General features: G+C 70.9%; 15 protein-coding genes. 11 read left to right on the plus strand and 4 right to left on the minus strand.

Features of this window, described 5'->3' with window-relative positions; genetic code table 11:
- The 5 genes from AB0L06_RS18320 to AB0L06_RS18340 all read left to right on the plus strand — a co-directional run.
- Positions 1-972: ABC transporter substrate-binding protein (locus AB0L06_RS18320; protein WP_500232199.1), on the plus strand; the 972-nt coding region annotated here is incomplete at its 5' end.
- 136 nt (positions 973-1,108) lie between these two features.
- Positions 1,109-2,362: an ABC transporter ATP-binding protein gene (locus AB0L06_RS18325; protein WP_500232200.1), complete on the plus strand. Its 1,254-nt coding sequence runs from the start codon at positions 1,109-1,111 to the stop codon at positions 2,360-2,362.
- Positions 2,359-3,441 carry an ABC transporter ATP-binding protein gene (locus AB0L06_RS18330; protein WP_500232201.1) on the plus strand — a complete coding sequence of 361 codons (1,083 nt, stop codon included), beginning with the start codon at positions 2,359-2,361 and terminating at the stop codon, positions 3,439-3,441. The genes AB0L06_RS18325 and AB0L06_RS18330 overlap by 4 nt, the downstream gene beginning before the upstream one ends.
- Positions 3,438-4,403, plus strand: coding sequence for an ABC transporter permease (locus AB0L06_RS18335; protein ID WP_500232202.1), 966 nt, complete (start codon positions 3,438-3,440; stop codon positions 4,401-4,403). The genes AB0L06_RS18330 and AB0L06_RS18335 overlap by 4 nt, the downstream gene beginning before the upstream one ends.
- 3 nt (positions 4,404-4,406) lie before the next feature.
- On the plus strand, positions 4,407-5,351 hold the full coding sequence (locus AB0L06_RS18340) for an ABC transporter permease (protein ID WP_500232203.1): 945 nt from the start codon (positions 4,407-4,409) through the stop codon (positions 5,349-5,351).
- Positions 5,352-5,385: 34 nt separating this feature from the next.
- Here the strand turns inward: AB0L06_RS18340 and AB0L06_RS18345 are convergent, their stop codons facing one another.
- Positions 5,386-6,336, minus strand: a complete 951-nt coding sequence (locus tag AB0L06_RS18345; protein ID WP_500232204.1) for an alpha/beta hydrolase — start codon at positions 6,334-6,336, stop codon at positions 5,386-5,388.
- Between the two features lie 110 nt (positions 6,337-6,446).
- On the opposite strand from AB0L06_RS18345, the gene mshC reads away from it, so the two are divergent.
- Positions 6,447-7,688 carry a cysteine--1-D-myo-inosityl 2-amino-2-deoxy-alpha-D-glucopyranoside ligase gene (gene mshC, locus AB0L06_RS18350; RefSeq protein ID WP_500232205.1) on the plus strand — a complete coding sequence of 414 codons (1,242 nt, stop codon included), beginning with the start codon at positions 6,447-6,449 and terminating at the stop codon, positions 7,686-7,688.
- Positions 7,689-7,749: 61 nt separating this feature from the next.
- On the opposite strand, the gene AB0L06_RS18355 is transcribed toward mshC, so the two are convergent.
- The 3 genes from AB0L06_RS18355 to AB0L06_RS18365 all read right to left on the minus strand — a co-directional run bounded on the left by AB0L06_RS18355 (position 7,750) and on the right by AB0L06_RS18365 (position 10,349).
- Positions 7,750-8,601 (minus strand): oxygenase MpaB family protein, encoded by an 852-nt coding sequence (locus tag AB0L06_RS18355; RefSeq protein WP_500232206.1) that lies wholly within the window; start codon positions 8,599-8,601, stop codon positions 7,750-7,752.
- A gap of 267 nt (positions 8,602-8,868) precedes the next feature.
- Positions 8,869-9,711: a PAC2 family protein gene (locus tag AB0L06_RS18360; RefSeq protein WP_500232207.1), complete on the minus strand. Its 843-nt coding sequence runs from the start codon at positions 9,709-9,711 to the stop codon at positions 8,869-8,871.
- Positions 9,712-9,890: 179 nt separating this feature from the next.
- Positions 9,891-10,349 (minus strand): universal stress protein, encoded by a 459-nt coding sequence (locus tag AB0L06_RS18365; RefSeq protein WP_500232208.1) that lies wholly within the window; start codon positions 10,347-10,349, stop codon positions 9,891-9,893.
- A gap of 214 nt (positions 10,350-10,563) precedes the next feature.
- Between AB0L06_RS18365 and metH the strand changes: the two genes are divergently transcribed.
- The 5 genes from metH (at position 10,564) to AB0L06_RS18390 (ending at position 18,789) form a co-directional block, all read left to right on the plus strand.
- Entirely contained in the window at positions 10,564-14,043 is a 3,480-nt protein-coding gene (metH, locus tag AB0L06_RS18370) for a methionine synthase (protein WP_500232209.1), read from the plus strand.
- 107 nt (positions 14,044-14,150) lie between these two features.
- Entirely contained in the window at positions 14,151-14,816 is a 666-nt protein-coding gene (locus tag AB0L06_RS18375) for an HAD family hydrolase (protein WP_500232210.1), read from the plus strand.
- Positions 14,817-15,059: 243 nt separating this feature from the next.
- On the plus strand, positions 15,060-15,491 hold the full coding sequence (locus AB0L06_RS18380; RefSeq protein WP_500232211.1) for a hypothetical protein: 432 nt from the start codon (positions 15,060-15,062) through the stop codon (positions 15,489-15,491).
- A 493-nt stretch (positions 15,492-15,984) separates the two neighbouring features.
- Positions 15,985-16,980: an ABC transporter permease gene (locus tag AB0L06_RS18385; RefSeq protein WP_500232212.1), complete on the plus strand. Its 996-nt coding sequence runs from the start codon at positions 15,985-15,987 to the stop codon at positions 16,978-16,980.
- A 39-nt stretch (positions 16,981-17,019) separates the two neighbouring features.
- Positions 17,020-18,789, plus strand: coding sequence for an ABC transporter substrate-binding protein (locus AB0L06_RS18390; RefSeq protein ID WP_500232213.1), 1,770 nt, complete (start codon positions 17,020-17,022; stop codon positions 18,787-18,789).
- The last annotated feature ends 64 nt before the right edge of the window (positions 18,790-18,853 follow it).

Here is an 18,853-nt window from a genome sequence, read left to right on the forward strand (position 1 = left end):
GACTCGGACCCGATCCGGGAGCAGAACCCCGACGGCGTCCAGATCACGATGGGGCAGGACTCGCCCGAGACCGTCCAGCAGCAGATGGAGTCCGGCGCGGCCGACCTGTCCTGGGACCAGACCGTCCCGACCGGGCAGATCCCGAGCCTGAAGTCGAACTCCAACTTCAAGATCATGGACGGGTCGTCCAGCAACCCCTACATCGTGTTCAACACGCTCAGCCCGAACAACGGCGGGGCGCTCGGCAAGGTCGCGGTGCGGCAGGCGATCAACTACGCGATCGACAAGGCCGCGGCGATCCAGATCTACGGCGGCCCGGACGTCAGCAACGTGCTGAACCAGGTCATCCCGCCGCGCAGCGTCGGCTACAAGCCGTTCAACCTGTACCCGACGCCGGGCGACTCGGGCGACCCGAACAAGTGCAAGTCGATGCTGAGCGGCGCCGGGTATCCGAACGGGCTCACGCTGAAGTTCCCCTACCGGGTCTCCAGCAACCACCCGAAGATCGCCCAGTCCGTCCAGGCGAACCTCGCCAAGTGCGGCATCAAGGCCCAGCTCACGCCGGACACCAACGGCACGTTCTACAGCAAGACGCTGGTGACGCCGGCGGACGCCAAGGCCGGCAAGTGGGACATCGCCGGGCCCGGCTGGGTGCCGGACTGGTACGGCAACAACGGCCGCACCAACATCGTCCCGCTGTTCGACGGACGGCACTACGGCCCGAACTCCACCAACTACGGCGGCTACAACAACCCGGCCGTGAACAAGCTGATCGACCAGGCGCTGGAGTCCAAGAACGTGGACGCGGCCGCCAACTCGTGGGCGCAGGCCGACCGGCAGATCATGCAGGACGCGGCGGTCGTCCCGCTGATGAACCAGAAGTACCCGATCTACCACTCGTCCCGGGTGAAGAACGCCATGTACCTGCCGCAGTTCCAGGGCTACGACTACAACCTCGTCAAACTCCAGTGACCGCCGTCCCGGCCGGGACCGCGCCGCGCGGGCCCGGCCGGGACGCGGGCACGGCGGGTCCGCCCGGACGGCGAGGGCCGTCCGGGCGCGGCGGGCCCGGTCCGGTCGGGCGCGGCACGGGCGCGAAGGGGCGTCGATGAGTCTTCTCGAGGTGACCGACCTCCAGGTCTCCTTCCACACCGCCGACGGCGTGGTCCACGCCGTGCGCGGGATGTCGTTCTCGGTGGACCGCGGCCGCACCCTCGGCATCGTCGGGGAGTCGGGGTCCGGCAAGAGCGTGTCGACGCAGACGCTGATGCGGCTGTCCCCCGGCGCGAAGGTGTCCGGCACCGCCCTGTTCGAGGGCCAGGACCTGCTCACCGTCAGCGACGACCGGATGCGCGAGTTGCGCGGCGCCGAGATCGCGATGATCTTCCAGGACCCGCTGTCCAGCCTGCACCCCCTGTACAAGGTCGGCTGGCAGATCGAGGAGATGATCCGCGCGCACGACCGGAGGATCTCCAAGGACCAGGCACGCAAGCGCGCCGTGGAGATGCTCGGCCTGGTCGGGATCCCCAAGCCGGACAAGCGGGTGGACGACTACCCGCACCAGTTCTCCGGCGGCATGCGGCAGCGCGTGATGATCGCGATGGCGCTGGCGCTGAACCCCAAGCTGATCATCGCCGACGAGCCGACCACCGCCCTCGACGCGACCGTCCAGGCGCAGATCCTGGACCTGATGCGGCGGCTCCAGGCCGAGTTCGACACCGCCCTCATCATGATCACCCACGACCTCGGGGTGATCGCCGACATGGCCGACGACGTCCTGGTCATGTACGGCGGCAAGCCCGCCGAGAAGGCCGAGCGCCGCACCCTGTACTACCGGGGCCACCACCCGTACACGATGGGCCTGCTGCGGTCGGTGCCGACGGCGGCGGGCGGCGAGCGGCTGCGGCCGATCCCCGGCCAGCCGCCGAGCCTGATCAACCTGCCGAGCGGCTGCGTCTTCCACCCCCGCTGCGAGTTCGCGATGGACCGCTGCCGCGTCGACGAGCCCACCCTCGACCCGGCCGGGCCGCCGGCGGGCGCGGACGGCCACGACCCCTCGCACACCTCGGCCTGCTGGCTCCCGCACGAGGCCGTCGGCCTCGGCGAGGACGCCCAGGCCCGCCGCCTCGCCGCCGCCGAGGCCGGACGCAAGAACAAGGGCGCCAAACCCGCCGAGCCGCCCTCCGGCGCGAAGCCGGAAACCGGCCCCGGCACCGGCCCGGAAACCGGTCCGGAGTCGCAGAAGCGGGAGGCGCAGGGACCGGAGCCGCGAGGGACGGAAGCGGAGGGGCCGGACGCGGGGCCGGGACCGCGGGGGCAGGAGCCGAAGGGGCCGGGCGCGCCGGACGGGGGGACCGAGTGACACAGACCGGCGGGCACGACGTGCTCGTGTCGGCGGAGGGCGTGTTCAAGCACTTCCCGATCCGGCAGGGCATCGTGTTCAAGAAGGAGATCGCGCGCGTCCACGCGGTGGACGGCGTGGACCTGACCGTCCGGCGCGGGGAGACCCTCGGCATCGTCGGCGAGTCCGGCTGTGGAAAGTCGACCCTCGCGCGCTGCCTGGCGGCGCTGCACCCGGTCACCCGGGGCCGGATCCTGTTCGAGGGCACCGACATCACCACGATGTCGGCGGCGGCGCTGAAGGCGTTCCGCCGCGACGTCCAGATGATCTTCCAGGACCCGTACGGGTCGCTGAACCCGCGCCGCCGCGTCGGCTCGATCATCGGCGACCCGTACGCGATCCACGGCCTCGCGGACGGCGCGGAGCGCAAGAGCCGCGTCCAGGAGCTGATGGAGCTCGTCGGGCTGAACCCCGAGCACTACAACCGGTTCCCCGCCGAGTTCTCCGGCGGGCAGCGGCAGCGCATCGGCATCGCCCGCGCGCTGGCGCTCAAACCCAAGCTGATCATCTGCGACGAGCCGGTGTCGGCGCTGGACGTGTCGATCCAGGCCCAGGTCATCAACCTGCTGAAGGACCTGCAGGACGAGCTGGGCCTGACCTACGTGTTCATCGCGCACGACCTGTCGGTCGTCCGGTACGTGTCGGACCGGGTCGCGGTCATGTACCTCGGACGGGTCGTGGAGAACGCCGCCGGGAACGAGCTGTACGGCGGCCCGCGGCACCCGTACGCGGCGGCGCTGCTGTCGGCGGCGTCGATCGCCGACCCGGACGAGGCCGAGCGCGCGGAGCGGATCGTGCTGGCCGGGGACGTGCCGTCCCCGATCGACCCGCCGTCCGGCTGCCGGTTCCATCCGCGCTGCCCGAAGGCGCGGGACCGCTGCGTCACCGACGACCCGGAACTCGTCGCCCGCGAGGGCGACGCGGCCGACCACCTGACCGCCTGCCACTTCCCGGTGGGACGCGGCGAGAACCTGGCGGGCGAGCACGCCGCCATCGCCCAGGTCTCCACCGAACCGGACCTGCCGGAGGCGACCCCGTGACCAGCCTGTCCGAACTCGAACCCGAGATCGTCCCGGCGGACGCCGCGGAGCAACGGGTCCGGGGCCGCTCGCCGCTGCAACTGGCGTGGGCCCGGTTCCGGGGCGACAAGGTCGCGCTGGCGTTCCTGGTGATCCTGGTGCTGATCGTGGTGTTCGCCCTGATGGCGCCGCTGTGGGCGTCGTGGACGGGCCACCCGTACGCGGCGACGTTCCCCAAGACGGGCCTGAACGCCAGCGGGCAGCCGATCGGGCCGTCCAAGGACTTCTGGCTGGGCGCCGACCAGCTCGGCCGGGACGTGCTGGTCCGCGCCTCCTACGGGGCGCGGATCTCGCTGCTGGTGGGCGTCGCCGCCTCGGCGCTCGCGTCGCTGGTCGGCGTGGTCGTCGGGGTGCTCGCCGGCTACGTGGGCGGCGCGCTGGACGGGGTCCTGGCCCGGGTCATGGACATCACCCTCGCCCTGCCGTACCTGCTGATCGCGATCACCCTGGCGGTGACGTTCCAGGTGCAGTCGGTCGCCGGGAGCCTGACGATGACGATCGCGGTGATCGCGTTCTTCTCGTTCGCCGCGACCGGCCGGATCATCCGAGGCCAGGTCATGTCGATCAAGCAGAAGGAGTTCATCGAGGCGGCCCGGTCGCTGGGCGCGAGCCGCTGGCGGATCATGTTCGTGGACGTGCTGCCGAACCTGGTCGCGCAGATCACGGTGCTGGCCTCGCTGCTGATCCCGACCTCGATCGTGTTCGAGTCGACGCTGTCGTTCCTCGGCGTCGGGGTGCGGCCGCCGATGCCGAGCTGGGGCGCGATGCTCGGCGAGGGCAGCGAGGTGTTCCAGACCGCCTGGTGGCTGCTGGTCGTCCCGGCCGTCCTCCTGCTGCTGACCACGCTGTCGTTCAACCTGCTCGGCGACGCGATCCGGGACGCGATGGACCCGCGCGCGGACCGCCAGTCCGGGGGGAAGTGACCCATGCTCCGTTACGTCATCCGCCGCCTGCTGTACGCGATCCTGGTGCTGTGGCTGGTGTCGACGCTGGTCTTCGTGTTCCTGCACCTGTCGCCGACGTCGGTCGAGCGGACGATCGGCGGGCCGCGCGCGTCCACCGAGACGCTGGAGCAGATCCGCCGGAACCTCGGCCTCGACAAGCCGGTGCTGGTGCAGTACTTCTCCTGGCTCGGGAATCTCGTCAAGGGCGACCTCGGCCAGTCGTACCTGAACGGCACGTCGGTCGTGTCCATCATCGGCAACCGGCTGCCGACGACGCTGTGGCTGGTGGCGGGCGCCGCGGTGATCTGGTTCGTCGGCGGCGTCGCGTCCGGCGTGTACTCGGCGACGCACCCGCGATCGGGCTCCGACCGGATCATCACGGTGACCGTGCTGATCGGGCTGTCGCTGCCGTCGTTCGTGATGGCGCTGGTGCTGCTGTACGTCTTCTCCACGAAGCTGGGCGAGCTGGGCATCCACTTCTTCGAGGCGGGCCCGCCGCTGCAGGAGCACTTCTTCCGCCGCATGATCCTGCCCTGGATCGGCCTGGCGTTCCTGATGGTCGCCACCTACACGCGGCTCACCCGCGGCTCGATGCTGGACGTGCTGGGCGAGGACTACATCCGCACCGCGCGGTCGAAGGGCATCTCTGAGCGGCGGGTGATCTTCCGGCACGGCCTGCGGTCGGCGCTGACGCCGGTCGTGACGCAGTTCGGCATCGACGTGGGCGCGCTGATCGGCTCGACGATCGTGATCGAGCGGGTGTTCGGCCTGCAGGGCGTCGGTCAGCTGGTGTACCAGTCGATCAACCTCGGCGACACCCCGGTGATCATCGGCGTGACGCTGATGGTGACGCTGTTCGTGGTGATCGCGAACCTGATCGTGGACATCGGCTACTCGTTCCTGGACCCGCGCGTCCGCCTCTCCTGAACCCCGGCCGGGCCGTCACCGGCCGACCGGGGGATCAGCGTCCGGTCGAGGCGTTCCGCGCCCAGCCCTGCCGCAGGAAGTCGAACCCGGCGGGCAGGGCGCGGGTGACGAAGTCCCAGTCGTGCTCGCCGGGCAGCACCTGCAGTGTCGCCGGGACGTGCGCGGCGTCGAGGAGCCGCTTGAACTGCTGGGAGCTGCCCTCGACGACGGGGTTCCCGTCGTCCTGCCCGACGGCCATGAAGATCCGGACCTGCTTGGCGGCGTCGAGGTGCCGGTCGGGGCTGTTGGCGGCCTCGAGGTCCTCGCGGCCGCCGAACATGTGGTCCGGGTCGTCCACGCCGTAGTACCCGGCGAGCGACACGACCTGCCCGAACAGGTCGGGGTGGCGCAGCCCGAGGTTCAGCGCGCCGTACCCGCCCATGGAGAACCCGGCGATCGCGCGGTGCCCGGCGTCGCGCGGGCGGTCGCCCTCGACGGCGGGGATGACGGCCCTCAGCAGCCGCGTCTCGACCCGGTCGGACCCGTCGGCGGCGTCGGCCCACTCGGTGTCGTCGTGGTGGTCGCCGTTGCCGTCCGGGACGGCCAGGACGAACGGCTGCCCGCCCCTGGCGAGGTACTTCCTCAGCTCGTCGACCAGCCCGTCGTCCACCAGCGTCCGGGGGTCGCCGGGCACGCCGTGCAGGAAGTACACCACGGGCAGCTTGGACGAGTCGGGCACGTTCGGCCGGTACACCACCAGGTCGCGGGCGGTCTTCTCGTCCGGCAGCCGCACCTTGGAGGTGTAGGCGCCGACGTGCGCGGGGAGGGCGGGCGGAGGCTCGTCGGGCTCGGCGGCGGTGTGCCCGCCGGTGGCCAGGCCGTGCCGGACGCGGCCGACGCCGACCACGATCGTGGCGGTCAGCAGCAGCGCGACCAGGACGGCGATGCCGCCGTGCGCCGCGCGGGGCAGCCCGCGGCGCTCAGGCGACTTGCGATGGCGTGCCATGGACTCGGTCGGACTCCGTTCCACCCGTTCGGGGGGTTGCGGGGACAAGGGAGGACGGTCGGGACGATCTCGGTGTCAAGCTATCCGGACCGCGCGGATAAGGTTCAATCATGCGATCGTGGCCCGCTCCAGAAGTTCCCAGTCTCCCCGAATTCGGCCTGGCCGGCGGCGCCGGTCCGCTGCGGCTGCACGACACCGGCACCGGGGAGGCGCGGGCCACCGACCCCGGGCCGACCCCGCGGATGTACGTGTGCGGGATCACCCCCTACGACGCCACGCATCTGGGCCACGCCAACACCTACCTCGCGTTCGACCTGGTGAACCGCGTGTGGCGGGACCAGGGCCGCCGGGTCCACTACGTGCAGAATGCCACCGACGTCGACGATCCGCTGCTGGAACGAGCGGAGCGGGACGGCCTGAGCTGGCGCGAGCTGGCCGACCGGGAGATCGAACTGTTCCGCGAGGACATGACGGCCCTGCGGGTCCTGCCGCCGGACCAGTACATGGGCGCGGTCGAGGCGATCCCGCTCGTGGTGAAGATGATCGAGGAGCTGCGGGCCCGGGACGCGGTGTACGAGGTCGACGGCGACCTGTACTTCCCGATCGCCTCCGACCCGGCGTTCGGTGAGGTCAGCCGCCTGGACCGCGATCAGATGCTGTCGCTGTTCGCCGAGCGCGGCGGCGACCCGGACCGTCCGGGCAAGCGCGACCCGCTGGACGCGCTGGTGTGGCTGGCGCAGCGTCCGGGCGAGCCGGGCTGGGACTCGCCGTTCGGCAAGGGCCGTCCGGGCTGGCACATCGAGTGCTCGGCGATCTCCGTCGAGCACCTCGGCATGGCGTTCGACGTGGAGGGCGGCGGCTCGGACCTGGCGTTCCCGCACCACGAGATGGGCGCGGCGCACGCGCAGGTCGCGACGGGCGAGCGCCCGCACGCGCGCGCCTACGTGCACGCGGGCATGGTCGGCCTGGACGGCGAGAAGATGTCCAAGTCGCGCGGGAACCTGGTGTTCGTGTCGACGCTGCGGCGCGGCGGCGCCGACCCGATGGCGATCCGGCTGGCGCTGCTCGCGCACCACTACCGGTCCGACTGGGAGTGGACGGCGGGCCAGCTCGACGAGGCCACCACGCGGGTCGCGCGCTGGCGCGCCGCGGTCGCCGCGCCCGCCGGCCCGTCCGCCGGGGACGTGCTGGAGACCGTCCGCGAGCGCCTGAACGACGACCTGGACGCGCCGGGCGCGCTCGCCGCGATCGACGCCTGGGCCGACGCGGCGCTCGCCGGCATCGGCGACGACGCCGAGGCTCCGGCCCGGGTCCGCGCGATCGCCGATGCGCTGCTGGGCGTCGAGCTGTAGGACGTCCGAGAGCGAGCCCCGTCCGGCCGGTTCCGGACGGGGCTCTCTCATGCCGTCCGCCTCATACCTTTCGAGGCTGCCCGGCCTGCCCGGCCTGCCCGGCCTGCTTGGCCTTCCGGGCCTTGCGCGCGAGGCGTTGACGGGACCGCCACAGGATGAGGGGGACGCCTGCGCGGCGGAGCCGTCCGGGGACGAGCCGGTAGGAGACCGCGCCCGTCCGCAGCAGGATCCACAGGCAGCGGTCGCGGCGCGGCCCCCACGGCAGCCCGTACTGGACGCGGACGGGCTCGGGCAGCAGGCCGGTGGTGACGAACCGGTTGAACCACAGGGCTGGCCCGAGCCAGCGGAGCCTGCGCGACCACAGGACGGCCCGCATGACCTCGCGTCCGGCGTCGGTGACCTCGAGTGAGGCGACCGTGGCGTCGAAGTAGCGGCGGAACGCGTCGCGGTCGGCGGGCTGCGCCTCCGGCGGGCAGCCGAGCACCTCCGCGACCAGGCGGGCCTGGTCGACGTAGGCCGCGCCGAGGTCGCCGCTGGGGGAGCGCAGGATCTCCTCGTACACGTACAGGGCGGCGTCGGTGAGGGTGGCGTTCACCCATGCCTGCAGGTCGGGGTCGTTGCCGGAGTAGCCGGGGCCGGTGATCCGGTCGTGCAGGCGGCGCAGCCCGCGGCCGAGCCGGGCGGCCTCCTCGTCGGTGCCGAACGCGACGATGGTGAGGAAGTCCAGCGTGCCGAACAGCCGGTCGAGGGGGCGGTCCCGCAGGTCGCTGTGGTCGGCGACACCCTGCGCGATCTTCGGGTGGGCGACCTGGAGGAGCAGCGCGCGGCCCGCGGCGAGCATCACGGCGGGCTCGGCGGCGAGCAGCCGCAGCGCGTCCCGGTCGCGGGCGGCGGCGGGGGCCGGGGAGGTCACGGGGGACTCCTTGCGCCGGGGTCGGGACGGCCGTCCGGGAGAGGGATGCGGGGGACCGGACGTCCGGTAAGTGAATGCTTGCGCAGGTTCGACCCGGTCCGCAACCCCCTACCGCAGGTGAGTGCGCCGTCGCCGAGCGTTCACCGTCGCCTGTCCGGGAGCGGACGGCCTCCTCGGGCAAGCCGAAGGCCCTTGCCGACCACCGGTCGGCAAGGTCCTCGACATGCCTTGCGTGAGCGCCGCCGTTCCGCGCGCGCTCCGCGGGGATCAGCCCGCGTCGCGTCTCCGCAGGTACCGCTCGAACTCGCGGGCGATCGCGTCGCCGCTCGCCTCGGGCAGCTCCGTCGCGTCCTTCTGCTCCTCCAGCGTCCGGACGTACTCGGCCACCTCGGAGTCCTCCTCGGCGAGCTCGTTCACGCCGTTCTCCCAGGCGCGCGCCTCTTCCGGCAGCTCACCCAGCGGGATGGCGACGTCGAGCAGGTCCTCGACGCGGCGGAGCAGCGCGAGGGTCGCCTTCGGCGACGGGGGCTGCGCGACATAGTGCGGCACCGCCGCCCACAGCGACACCGTCGGCAGCTCGGCCTTGGCGCAGGCGTCCTGGAGCACGCCGAGGATGCCGGTCGGGCCCTCGTAGCGCGCGGGCTCCAGGTTGAGGTCGGTGACCATCGCCGTGTCGTTCGCCGCGCCCGTCACCGGGACGGGACGGGTGTGCGGGGCGTCGGCGAGCAGCGCGCCGAGCAGCACCACCTCCCGCGCGCCCAGCTCGTGGATCTTGTCGACGATCTCGCGGCAGAACGACCGCCACCGCATGTTCGGCTCGATGCCGTGGATCAGCACGACGTCCCTGCCGGTCGGGAGCCGGGCCCGGGAGATGCGGGTGGTGGGCCAGGAGATGCCGCGGGTCTCGCCGTCGATCATCTCGACCATCGGCCGGGTGACCTGGAAGTCGTAGTAGTCGTCGGGGTCGAGTTCGGCGATCGGCGTCGCGTCCCAGGCGCCCTCCAGATGGGTGATCACCCCGCTGGCCGCCTCCCCTGCGTCGTTCCACCCTTCAAAGGCGGCCACGACGACCGGATCGACGAGGTCCGGAACGCCTTCAAGCTCGATCACGCGCTGCCTCCTTCCGACGCCCTGTACAGCGTCACCGGGGGACCGTCCATTCCCGGGGTTCGGGGGCCCCGCTCATGATCGGTGGCTGTCAGCCTACGTCCTGTCCCAGAACTACCCCACCCCTCGCCGCCCCAGACCTGACCGAGGGTCGCGCGGGGCCCTGCCGTGTCACGATCGGGTCACTTCCCGTCCGTGGTGTGCACGATCAGCACGTCGACGGGGGAACGGTGCGACAGGTTCGCCGGGACCGAACCGAGGATCCGCCCCGCGAGGCTGTTGAGGCCGCGGTTGCCGACGACGACCAGGTCGGCCTTGCGGTCGCGGGCGATCCGGGCGATCACGTCGACCGCGTCGCCCTCCAGCGCGACCTGGTCGATGTCGGTGGCGCCCTGCGCGACGGCGCGCTCGCGGGCCGCCCGCAGCGCGTCGTCGGCGGGGGTGGAGCCCTGCACCTTGTAGGCCAGGTCGCCGAGCTGGTCGGCGGCCGACAGCCGCTCCCGCTCGGGCATGGGGGTGTAGGCGGTCGCGAGCAGCAGCGTCGCGCCGGTGGCGGCGGCGAGCGCGGCGGCGCGGTCGACCGCGCGGAACGAGGTGTCCGACCCGTCGGTCCCGACGAGGATGGTGCGGTAGGCGCTCACGGCCGCTCCCTGCTGTCGTCGCCGGGGCGCGTGTCACCCTCGGCGGTCGTCTCGTACTGCTCCGTCTCGTACTGCTCCGTCCGGGCGGCGCGTCCGGGGGCGTCCAGGGCGCGTTACCCGTTGGTAGACAGGGCGAACGTTAGCCTTCCGATCACCCATCCGTCACGGGGACGGCCGACGGGCGCCGGTGTCCGGCCCGATAGGGTTGGTCCCCATGAGCACTCCCACCGCGGCTTCCCTGCGCCAGGCCCTGAAAGAACGCGTCGTCGTGGCCGACGGGGGCATGGGGACGATGCTCCAGGACGCCGGCCCCACGCTGGACGACTTCCAGGGGCACGAGGGCTGCAACGAGATCCTGAACGTGACCCGGCCCGACATCGTCCGGTCGGTGCACCGCGCCTACTTCGAGGCGGGCGTCGACTGCGTCGAGACCAACACCTTCGGCGCCAACCTCGGCAACCTCGGCGAGTACGACATCACCGAGCGGATCTTCGAGCTCGCCGAGGCCGGCGCCCGGCTGGCCCGCGAGGTCGCCGACGAGTACACCACCCCGGACCGCCCGCGCTGGGTGATCGGCTCGGTCGGCCCCGGCACCAAGCTCCCCACCCTCGGGCACGTGTCGTTCGCCGAGCTGCGCGACGCCTACCAGCTGAACGCCGAGGGCCTCATCCAGGGCGGCGCGGACGCGATCCTCGTCGAGACCTGCCAGGACCTGCTGCAGGCCAAGGCCGCGCTGATCGGCGCCCGCCGCGCGATCGACGCCGCCGGCACCGACACCGTCCTGATCGGCCAGGTCACCATCGAGCAGAACGGCGCGATGCTGATGGGCTCGGAGATCGGCGCGGCGCTCACGGCGCTCGAGCCGATGGGCCTGGACCTGATCGGCCTGAACTGCGCCACCGGCCCCGCCGAGATGAGCGAGCACCTGCGCTACCTGGCCCGCAACGCGCGGATCGGGCTGAGCTGCATGCCGAACGCGGGCCTGCCCGAGCTGACCTCCGACGGCGCCCACTACCCCCTGACCCCGGACGAGCTGGCCAACGCCCACGACACCTTCACCCGCGAGTTCGGGCTGTCGCTGGTCGGCGGCTGCTGCGGCACGACGCCCGAGCACCTGGCGAAGGTCGTCGAGCGGGTCCGCGGCCGCGAGGTCGCCCCGCGCCGCCCCCGGCACGAGGCGGGCGCCGCCTCGCTGTACCAGCACGTCCCGTTCCGGCAGGACACCTCCTACCTGGCGATCGGCGAGCGCACCAACGCCAACGGCTCCAAGGCCTTCCGCGAGGCGATGCTGGAGCGCCGCTGGGACGACTGCGTGAAGATCGCCCGCGACCAGGCCCGGGACGGCGCGCACATGCTCGACCTGTGCGTCGACTACGTCGGCCGGGACGGCGTCGCGGACATGAAGGAGCTGGCGTTCCGGTTCGCCACCGCCTCCACGCTCCCGATCGTCCTCGACTCCACCGAGGTCGACGTGATCATCGCCGGGCTGGAGATGATCGGCGGCCGCGCCGTGATCAACTCGGTGAACTTCGAGGACGGCGACGGCCCCGACTCCCGGATGGTGCGGCTCATGCCCGCCGTCAAGGAGCACGGCGCGGGCGTCGTCGCGCTCACCATCGACGAGCAGGGCCAGGCCCGCACGGCCGACAAGAAGGTCGAGATCGCCGCCCGGCTGATCGGGTACCTCACGTCCGAGTGGGGCATGGACGTCGGCGACATCATCATCGACGCCCTGACCTTCACGATCGGCACCGGGCAGGAGGAGTCCCGCCGGGACGCCGTCGAGACGATCGACGCGATCCGCGAGCTGAAGCGCCGCTACCCCGACGTCCAGACCACCCTCGGCCTGTCGAACGTGTCCTTCGGCCTGAACCCGGCCGCCCGCATCGTGCTGAACTCGGTGTTCCTCAACGAGTGCGCCGACGCCGGGCTCGACTCGGCGATCGTGCACGCCTCCAAGATCCTGCCGATGAACCGGATCCCGGAGGAGCAGCGCAAGGTCGCGCTCGACCTGGTCTACGACCGGCGCGGCGACGGCTACGACCCGCTGCACCGGTTCATGGAGCTGTTCGAGGGCGTCGACACCGCCGCGATGAAGGCCGACCGCGCCGCCGAGCTGCTCGCGCTGCCGCTGTGGGAACGGCTCAAGCGCCGGATCGTGGACGGCGAGCTGGACGGCCTGAACGCCGACCTGGACGAGGCGCTCACCCAGCGCCCCGCCCTGGAGATCGTCAACGACGTCCTGCTGGACGGCATGAAGACCGTCGGCGAGCTGTTCGGCTCCGGCCAGATGCAGCTGCCGTTCGTCCTCCAGTCGGCCGAGGTGATGAAGACCGCGGTCGCCTACCTCGAGCCCCACATGGACAAGCTCGAGGGCGACGGCGGCAAGGGCCGCATCGTGCTCGCGACGGTCAAGGGCGACGTCCACGACATCGGCAAGAACCTGGTGGACATCATCCTGTCCAACAACGGCTACGAGGTCGTGAACATCGGCATCAAGCAGCCGATGTCGTCGATCCTCGACGCCGCGCGGGAGAACCGCGCCGACGTGATCGGCATGTCCGGGCTGCTGGTGAAGTCCACGGTGATCATGAAGGAGAACCTGGAGGAGCTGAACAGCCGCGGCCTGGCCGAGAACTGGCCGGTGCTGCTCGGCGGCGCCGCCCTCACCCGCGCCTACGTCGAGCAGGACCTCGCCGACCTGTTCGACGGCCAGGTCCGCTACGCCCGCGACGCGTTCGAGGGGCTGCGGCTCATGGACGCGTTCATGGCGGTCAAGCGCGGCGTGGACGGCGCGACCCTGCCGCCGCTGCGCGAGCGCCGGGTGCGCAAGGGCGCGACGCTCAAGGTCACCGAGCCGCAGGACATGCCGGCCCGCTCCGACGTCGCCGCCGACAACGCCCTGCCGAGGACGCCGTTCCTCGGCGACCGGATCGTCAAGGGCATCGCGCTGGCCGACTACGCGGCGTTCCTGGACGAGCGCGCCACCTTCATGGGCCAGTGGGGCCTGAAGCCCGCGCGCGGCGGGGACGGGCCGTCCTACGAGGAGCTCGTCGAGACCGAGGGCCGGCCGCGGCTGCGGATGTGGCTCGACCGCATCCAGACCGAGGGCCTGATCGAGGCCGCCGTCGTGTACGGCTACTACCCGGCCGTGTCCGAGGGGAACGACCTGGTCGTCCTCAACGACGACGGCTCGGACCGGGAGCGGTTCACCTTCCCGCGCCAGCGCCGCGACCGCCACCTGTGCCTGTCGGACTTCTTCCGCTCCCGCGAGTCGGGGGAGACCGACGTGGCCGCGTTCCAGCTGGTCACGGTCGGATCGAAGATCGCCGAGGCGACCGGGGAGCTGTTCGCGAAGAACGCCTACCGCGACTACCTGGAGCTGCACGGCCTGTCGGTGCAGCTCACCGAGGCGCTGATGGAGTACTGGCACACCCGGATCCGCGCGGAGCTGGGCTTCGGCGGGGACGACTCCGCCGACGTCGAGGACTTCTTCAAGCTCGGCTACCGGGGCGCCCGCTACTCCTTCGGCTACGCCGCCTGCCCGGACCTGGAGGACCGCACCAAGCTGGTGCGGCTGCTCGAGCCGGAGCGGATCGGGGTGACCCTGTCGGAGGAGCTCCAGCTCGCCCCCGAGCAGTCGGCGGACGCGCTGGTCGTCCACCACCCGGAGGCGAAGTACTTCAACACCTGATCCGGACCCGGACCCGCCGGACCGCGCGCCGCTCGAGCCGCGCCGGTTCGGCGGGACGCGCCGTCTGACCTAACCTGGACGATCGTGGACAGAGGAGGTCAGGCGGCGTGACACGGGGCGTACAGGGAGTTCCGCAGGCGGTGCTGTTCGACATGGACGGCACCCTCATCGACTCCGAGCGGTTGTGGTTCGAGGTCGAGAGCGAGGTGATGGAGCTCCTCGGCGGCGTCTGGACGCACGCCGACCAGGAGCACCTGGTCGGGGGGAACCTGGCGATCGCGTCCGCCTACATGGTGGAGCGGTCGGGGAGCGACGTCCCGGCCGAGGAGGTCGGACGGCGCCTGCTGGACGGCATGATCGAGCTGATGCGGACCAACGTCCCGCTGCTGCCCGGCGCGAAGGAGCTGCTCACCGAGGTCCGCGCGGAGGGCCTGCCGTCCGCGCTGGTCACCTCCAGCCACCGCGCGCTGCTCGAGCCCGCCCTGGACGGCATCGGCCGCGACCACTTCGACCTGACCCTGGCCGGGGACGAGGTGTCCCGGACCAAGCCCGACCCCGAGCCGTACCTCACGGCGTGCGCGCGCCTCGGCGTCGAGCCGGCGCGCTGCGTGGTGCTGGAGGACTCCCCGAGCGGGCTGGCGTCCGCCGAGGCGGCGGGCTGCCGGACGATCGCGGTGCCGGGCGTGATCGCGCTCGGCGAGGCGCCGGGCCGGACGGTCGTGACGTCCCTCACCGAGGTGGACGTGCCGTTCCTGCGCTCCCTGTTCGCCTGACATGCGCTTTTCGCCCGAACTTGTCCCTCCGTTCGTCCGCGTGGCTTCGAACGGCTGAGCGACGCTCTCAGCGCCTCGTTCGGCGGGGACGACCCCAGGGGGAACCCTGAACGGCCCCTGGGGTGGATCACGCGCGAGGAGGAGGCCTGATCACGGGCAAACCGTTCGAACGGAGGAGCCCCATCCGCGTTCGGGCGTGTGAGGATGGGAGCCGAGAGCAGCACGATCGACCTGGGGGCCGTCATGAGCGACGCAGCAATCTTCGCGATCAGCCTGGGGGTGACGCTCGTCGGCCTGGTCGCCAGCTGGGGGGTCTACCGGCGGCGCGGGGCGGCGTCCGGCGCGCGGGGGGCGGCGCTGTCGCTGGTCCCGCTGGCCGCGTCGATGACCGGGGTGACCAAGTTCCTCGCCGACCTGGTGTTCAGCCCGATGAAGTGGGCGGGTGTGGCGGTGGCCGGCCTCGCCGTCGTCCTGTACCTGACGTCCGGCGCGGCCCTGAGCCGCCGCTCGGTGACCGAGGGTGAGGAGGGCAAGGCCCGGCGGAAGGCGCCCAAGGTCAAGCGGGCGGGCGCGGGCAAGGCGCCGAAGGGCGCCGTCGGCGGCGCCGCGCCGACCGCGGGCGACCCGGACCTCGCCGACATCGAGGACATCCTCCGCAACCGCGGGATCAAGTAGCCGGACCGCGCGGGCGGGCCCGGACCGTTCCGGGCGCCCCCGCGCGCGGTGACCCGGCCCCAGGGCCGGGTGTGACCGGCGTTGTTCGTGTGACCTGCGTGTTCACGGCGGATCGTGACCCCTGAGGGGTCACGGTCCGCCGTTTTCACGTCCCAGGAGTCCAGATCGCGGACGATTCATCTCAAAACGGACTCGGTCCGATAAAGCTTGCCGGTCGGAGCCCTGTTCCGCTTGCCTGCACCCGTGGGTGGAATCGTACGATCTGGGCACTTTCGTCCGATGTGTTGTCCATCTCACGTGTGCCCTAGATGACGACGAGATCACAAGTCAGATACGGGTACTGGCATCGGCGGCTTCACGGATGGACAGTCGTGGCCGAAGCACTAGTTTTCCCTCCAGCAAACGCGGTGTAACGGGCACGAACAGTGGACGATCTCCGCTGCCGCGCGGCACACGCCGCGGGCGTGTGGCCCATTAGTAGGAGGTACGGAGCGTGACCGCACCGATCGAGGCGACCGGGGCGCAACAGGAGGCCCAGCCGGAAAGCGTCCTCGCCGGCGTCGAAGGCAAGGCGATCCAGGGCCGTTCCCTCGGGCAGATCGCCTGGTTGCGGCTCAAGCGCGACAAGGTGGCACTGGCGGGCGGTGTCATCATCGTCTTCCTGATCCTGCTCGCCGTCGTCGGGCCGTTCCTGGTGTCGGACCCCCTGGCCTACCACCAGAGCCTGGTCGACCCGACGTACAACCGCCCCAAGAACGGCATCTGGCACTCCGGCATCAGCGCCAGCCACTGGCTCGGCGTCGAGCCGGGCAGCGGCCGCGACATGCTCTCCCGAACCGTGCACGGGGCCCGGATCTCGCTGCTGGTGGCGTTCTTCGCCACCGTGCTCTCCGTGACGATCGGGACGATCATGGGCATCACCGCCGGATTCTTCGGCGGCTGGGTCGACACCCTCATCAGCCGGACGATGGACGTGTTCCTCGCCTTCCCGCTGCTGCTGTTCGCGATCGCCCTGGTGGGCGTCGTCGGCACCGGCTCGGCGTTCGGAATGCAGGGCAACAACCTGCGCATCGGAGTGCTGATCTTCGTGATCGGCTTCTTCAACTGGCCGTACATCGGCCGCATCATCCGCGGGCAGACGCTGTCGCTGCGCGAGCGGGAGTTCGTGGACGCCGCCCGCAGCATGGGCGCCAAGCCCGGCTACATCCTGTTCAAGGAGCTGCTGCCGAACCTGGTCGCGCCGATCCTGGTCTACTCGACCCTGCTGATCCCGACCAACATCCTGTTCGAGGCGGCGCTGTCGTTCCTCGGTGTCGGCATCAACCCGCCGACCCCGTCCTGGGGCGCGACGCTGTCGCTGGCGGTGCCGATCTACTCCGCGGACCCATGGTTCATGGTCGTGCCCGGCATGGCCATCTTCATTACCGTCCTGGCCTTCAACCTTCTTGGTGACGGGCTCCGGGACGCTCTCGACCCCCGGGCTAAGTGACACCGGGTTTAACCCTCAAGTGAAGGGGTGCGCCTGCACATGAAGAAGATCAGACCACTCGCGGCAGTCGCTGTCGGCCTGGTCGCCACCTCTGGCCTCGCCGCCTGCGGCGGCGGCTCGGGTAGCGGCTCCAGCAAGGGCGCCGGTTACAACGCGGCCGTCGACAAGGTGATCAACGCGTCGGACACCAAAGGCGGAGAACTCCGCATGGCGATCTCCGACGACTTCGACTCGCCGGACCCGGGTAACACCTACTACGCCTGGTCGCAGAACTTCGCCCGCCTGTACGGGCGCGGCCTGCTGACCTTCAAGCCGACCGCCGGCGCGGACAGCAACACCGTCATCCCTGACCTCGCGCAGGGCCCGGGCACGACCCCGGACAACGGCAAGACCTGGACCTACAAGCTGCGTTCGGGGGTGAAGTTCGACGACGGCACGCCCGTCACGTCCAAGGACGTCAAGTACGCCGTCGAGCGCTCGAACTTCACCAACGAGCTCCAGCTGGGCCCGAAGTACTTCAAGACCTACCTGATCGACAACAGCCCGGCGTACAAGGGTCCCTACAAGGACAAGAGCCCCGAGGGCCTGAAGTCCATCGAGACCCCGGACGACAGCACCATCACGTTCAAGCTGTCGAAGCCGTTCTCGGAGTTCGACTACCTGGTCGCGATGTCGCAGACGATGCCGGTGCCGCAGGCCAAGGACACCGGTCTGAAGTACGAGCAGAAGATCGTTTCGTCCGGCCCGTACAAGGTCGACTCGTACGAGCGCGGCAAGTCGATGATCCTGTCCCGCAACCCCAACTGGGACAAGAGCACCGACCCGATCCGCAAGGCGCTGCCGGACAAGATCACCCTGCAGCTCAAGCAGTCCGGTGACGACATCGACAACCGCCTGCTGGCCGGTTCGCTCGACGTCGACGCCGCGGGTGTGGGTGTCCAGGCCGGTACGCAGGGCAAGCTGCTGACCGACCCGGCCAAGAAGGCCAACACCGACAACCCGCTGCAGGGCTACCTGCGGTTCGCGTCGCTGAACGTCCACGTCAAGCCGCTGGACAACGTGCACTGCCGTCGCGCCGTCCAGTACGCCACCGACAAGGTCGCCATGCAGTCCGCCTACGGCGGTCCGCTGGCCGGTGGTGACGTCGCCACGACGATCCTGCCGCCGAGCATCGTCGGGTACCAGAAGTTCGACCAGTACCCGCAGCAGTACAAGCAGGGTGGCGGTCTCGACGACGCGACCATCGCGAAGGCCAAGTCGGAGCTGCAGCAGTGCGGCCAGCCGAACGGCTTCAAGACCAAGATCGCCGGCCGTTCCGACCGCGCGAAGGAAATCGCCATGGCGCAGGCCATGCAGCAGGGTCTGAAGCAGGTCGGCATCCAGACCGACATCGTGCAGTACCCGGCCGGTGACTACTTCAACAAGTACGTCGGCGCCCCCGAGTTCGTGCACAAGAACGGCGTCGGCATCATGCTGATGGCGTGGTCCGCCGACTGGCCCACCGGCTACGGCTTCCTCTCGCAGATCCTCGACGGCCGGGCGATCAAGCCCGCCGGCGGCAACAACCTGCCTGAAGAGGACAACCCGCAGATCAACAAGGCGTTCGACGACGCGATCGGTAACACCGACCCGGCGACCCGCGCCAAGCTGTACGGCCAGATCGACCAGATGGCGATGACCGACGCGGTCGACATCCCGATCATCTACGCCAAGGCTCTGCTCTACCGTCCGTCGAACCTGACCAACGTGGGCATCACCCAGGGCTACGGCGGCCAGTACGACTACCTGAACATGGGTGTCAAGAAGTAGTAGCGGCCCCGCTACTCGAAGTTCCTGAAGGCAGGTGAAGGCGACGCCCGCCGACCGGAGGTGA

Origin of the sequence: Spirillospora sp. NPDC052269, assembly GCF_040679435.1 — a bacterium.
GTDB lineage: Bacteria > Actinomycetota > Actinomycetes > Streptosporangiales > Streptosporangiaceae > Spirillospora.

Coding starts and splice junctions, on each gene's coding strand:
- AB0L06_RS18325 (WP_500232200.1), top strand. CDS start 1,109: ATGAGTCTTCTCGAGGTGACCGACCTCCAGGTCTCCTTCCACACCGCC.
- AB0L06_RS18340 (WP_500232203.1), top strand. CDS start 4,407: ATGCTCCGTTACGTCATCCGCCGCCTGCTGTACGCGATCCTGGTGCTG.
- AB0L06_RS18345 (WP_500232204.1), bottom strand. CDS start 6,336: ATGGCACGCCATCGCAAGTCGCCTGAGCGCCGCGGGCTGCCCCGCGCG.
- mshC (WP_500232205.1), top strand. CDS start 6,447: ATGCGATCGTGGCCCGCTCCAGAAGTTCCCAGTCTCCCCGAATTCGGC.
- metH (WP_500232209.1), top strand. CDS start 10,564: ATGAGCACTCCCACCGCGGCTTCCCTGCGCCAGGCCCTGAAAGAACGC.
- AB0L06_RS18380 (WP_500232211.1), top strand. CDS start 15,060: ATGAGCGACGCAGCAATCTTCGCGATCAGCCTGGGGGTGACGCTCGTC.
- AB0L06_RS18390 (WP_500232213.1), top strand. CDS start 17,020: ATGAAGAAGATCAGACCACTCGCGGCAGTCGCTGTCGGCCTGGTCGCC.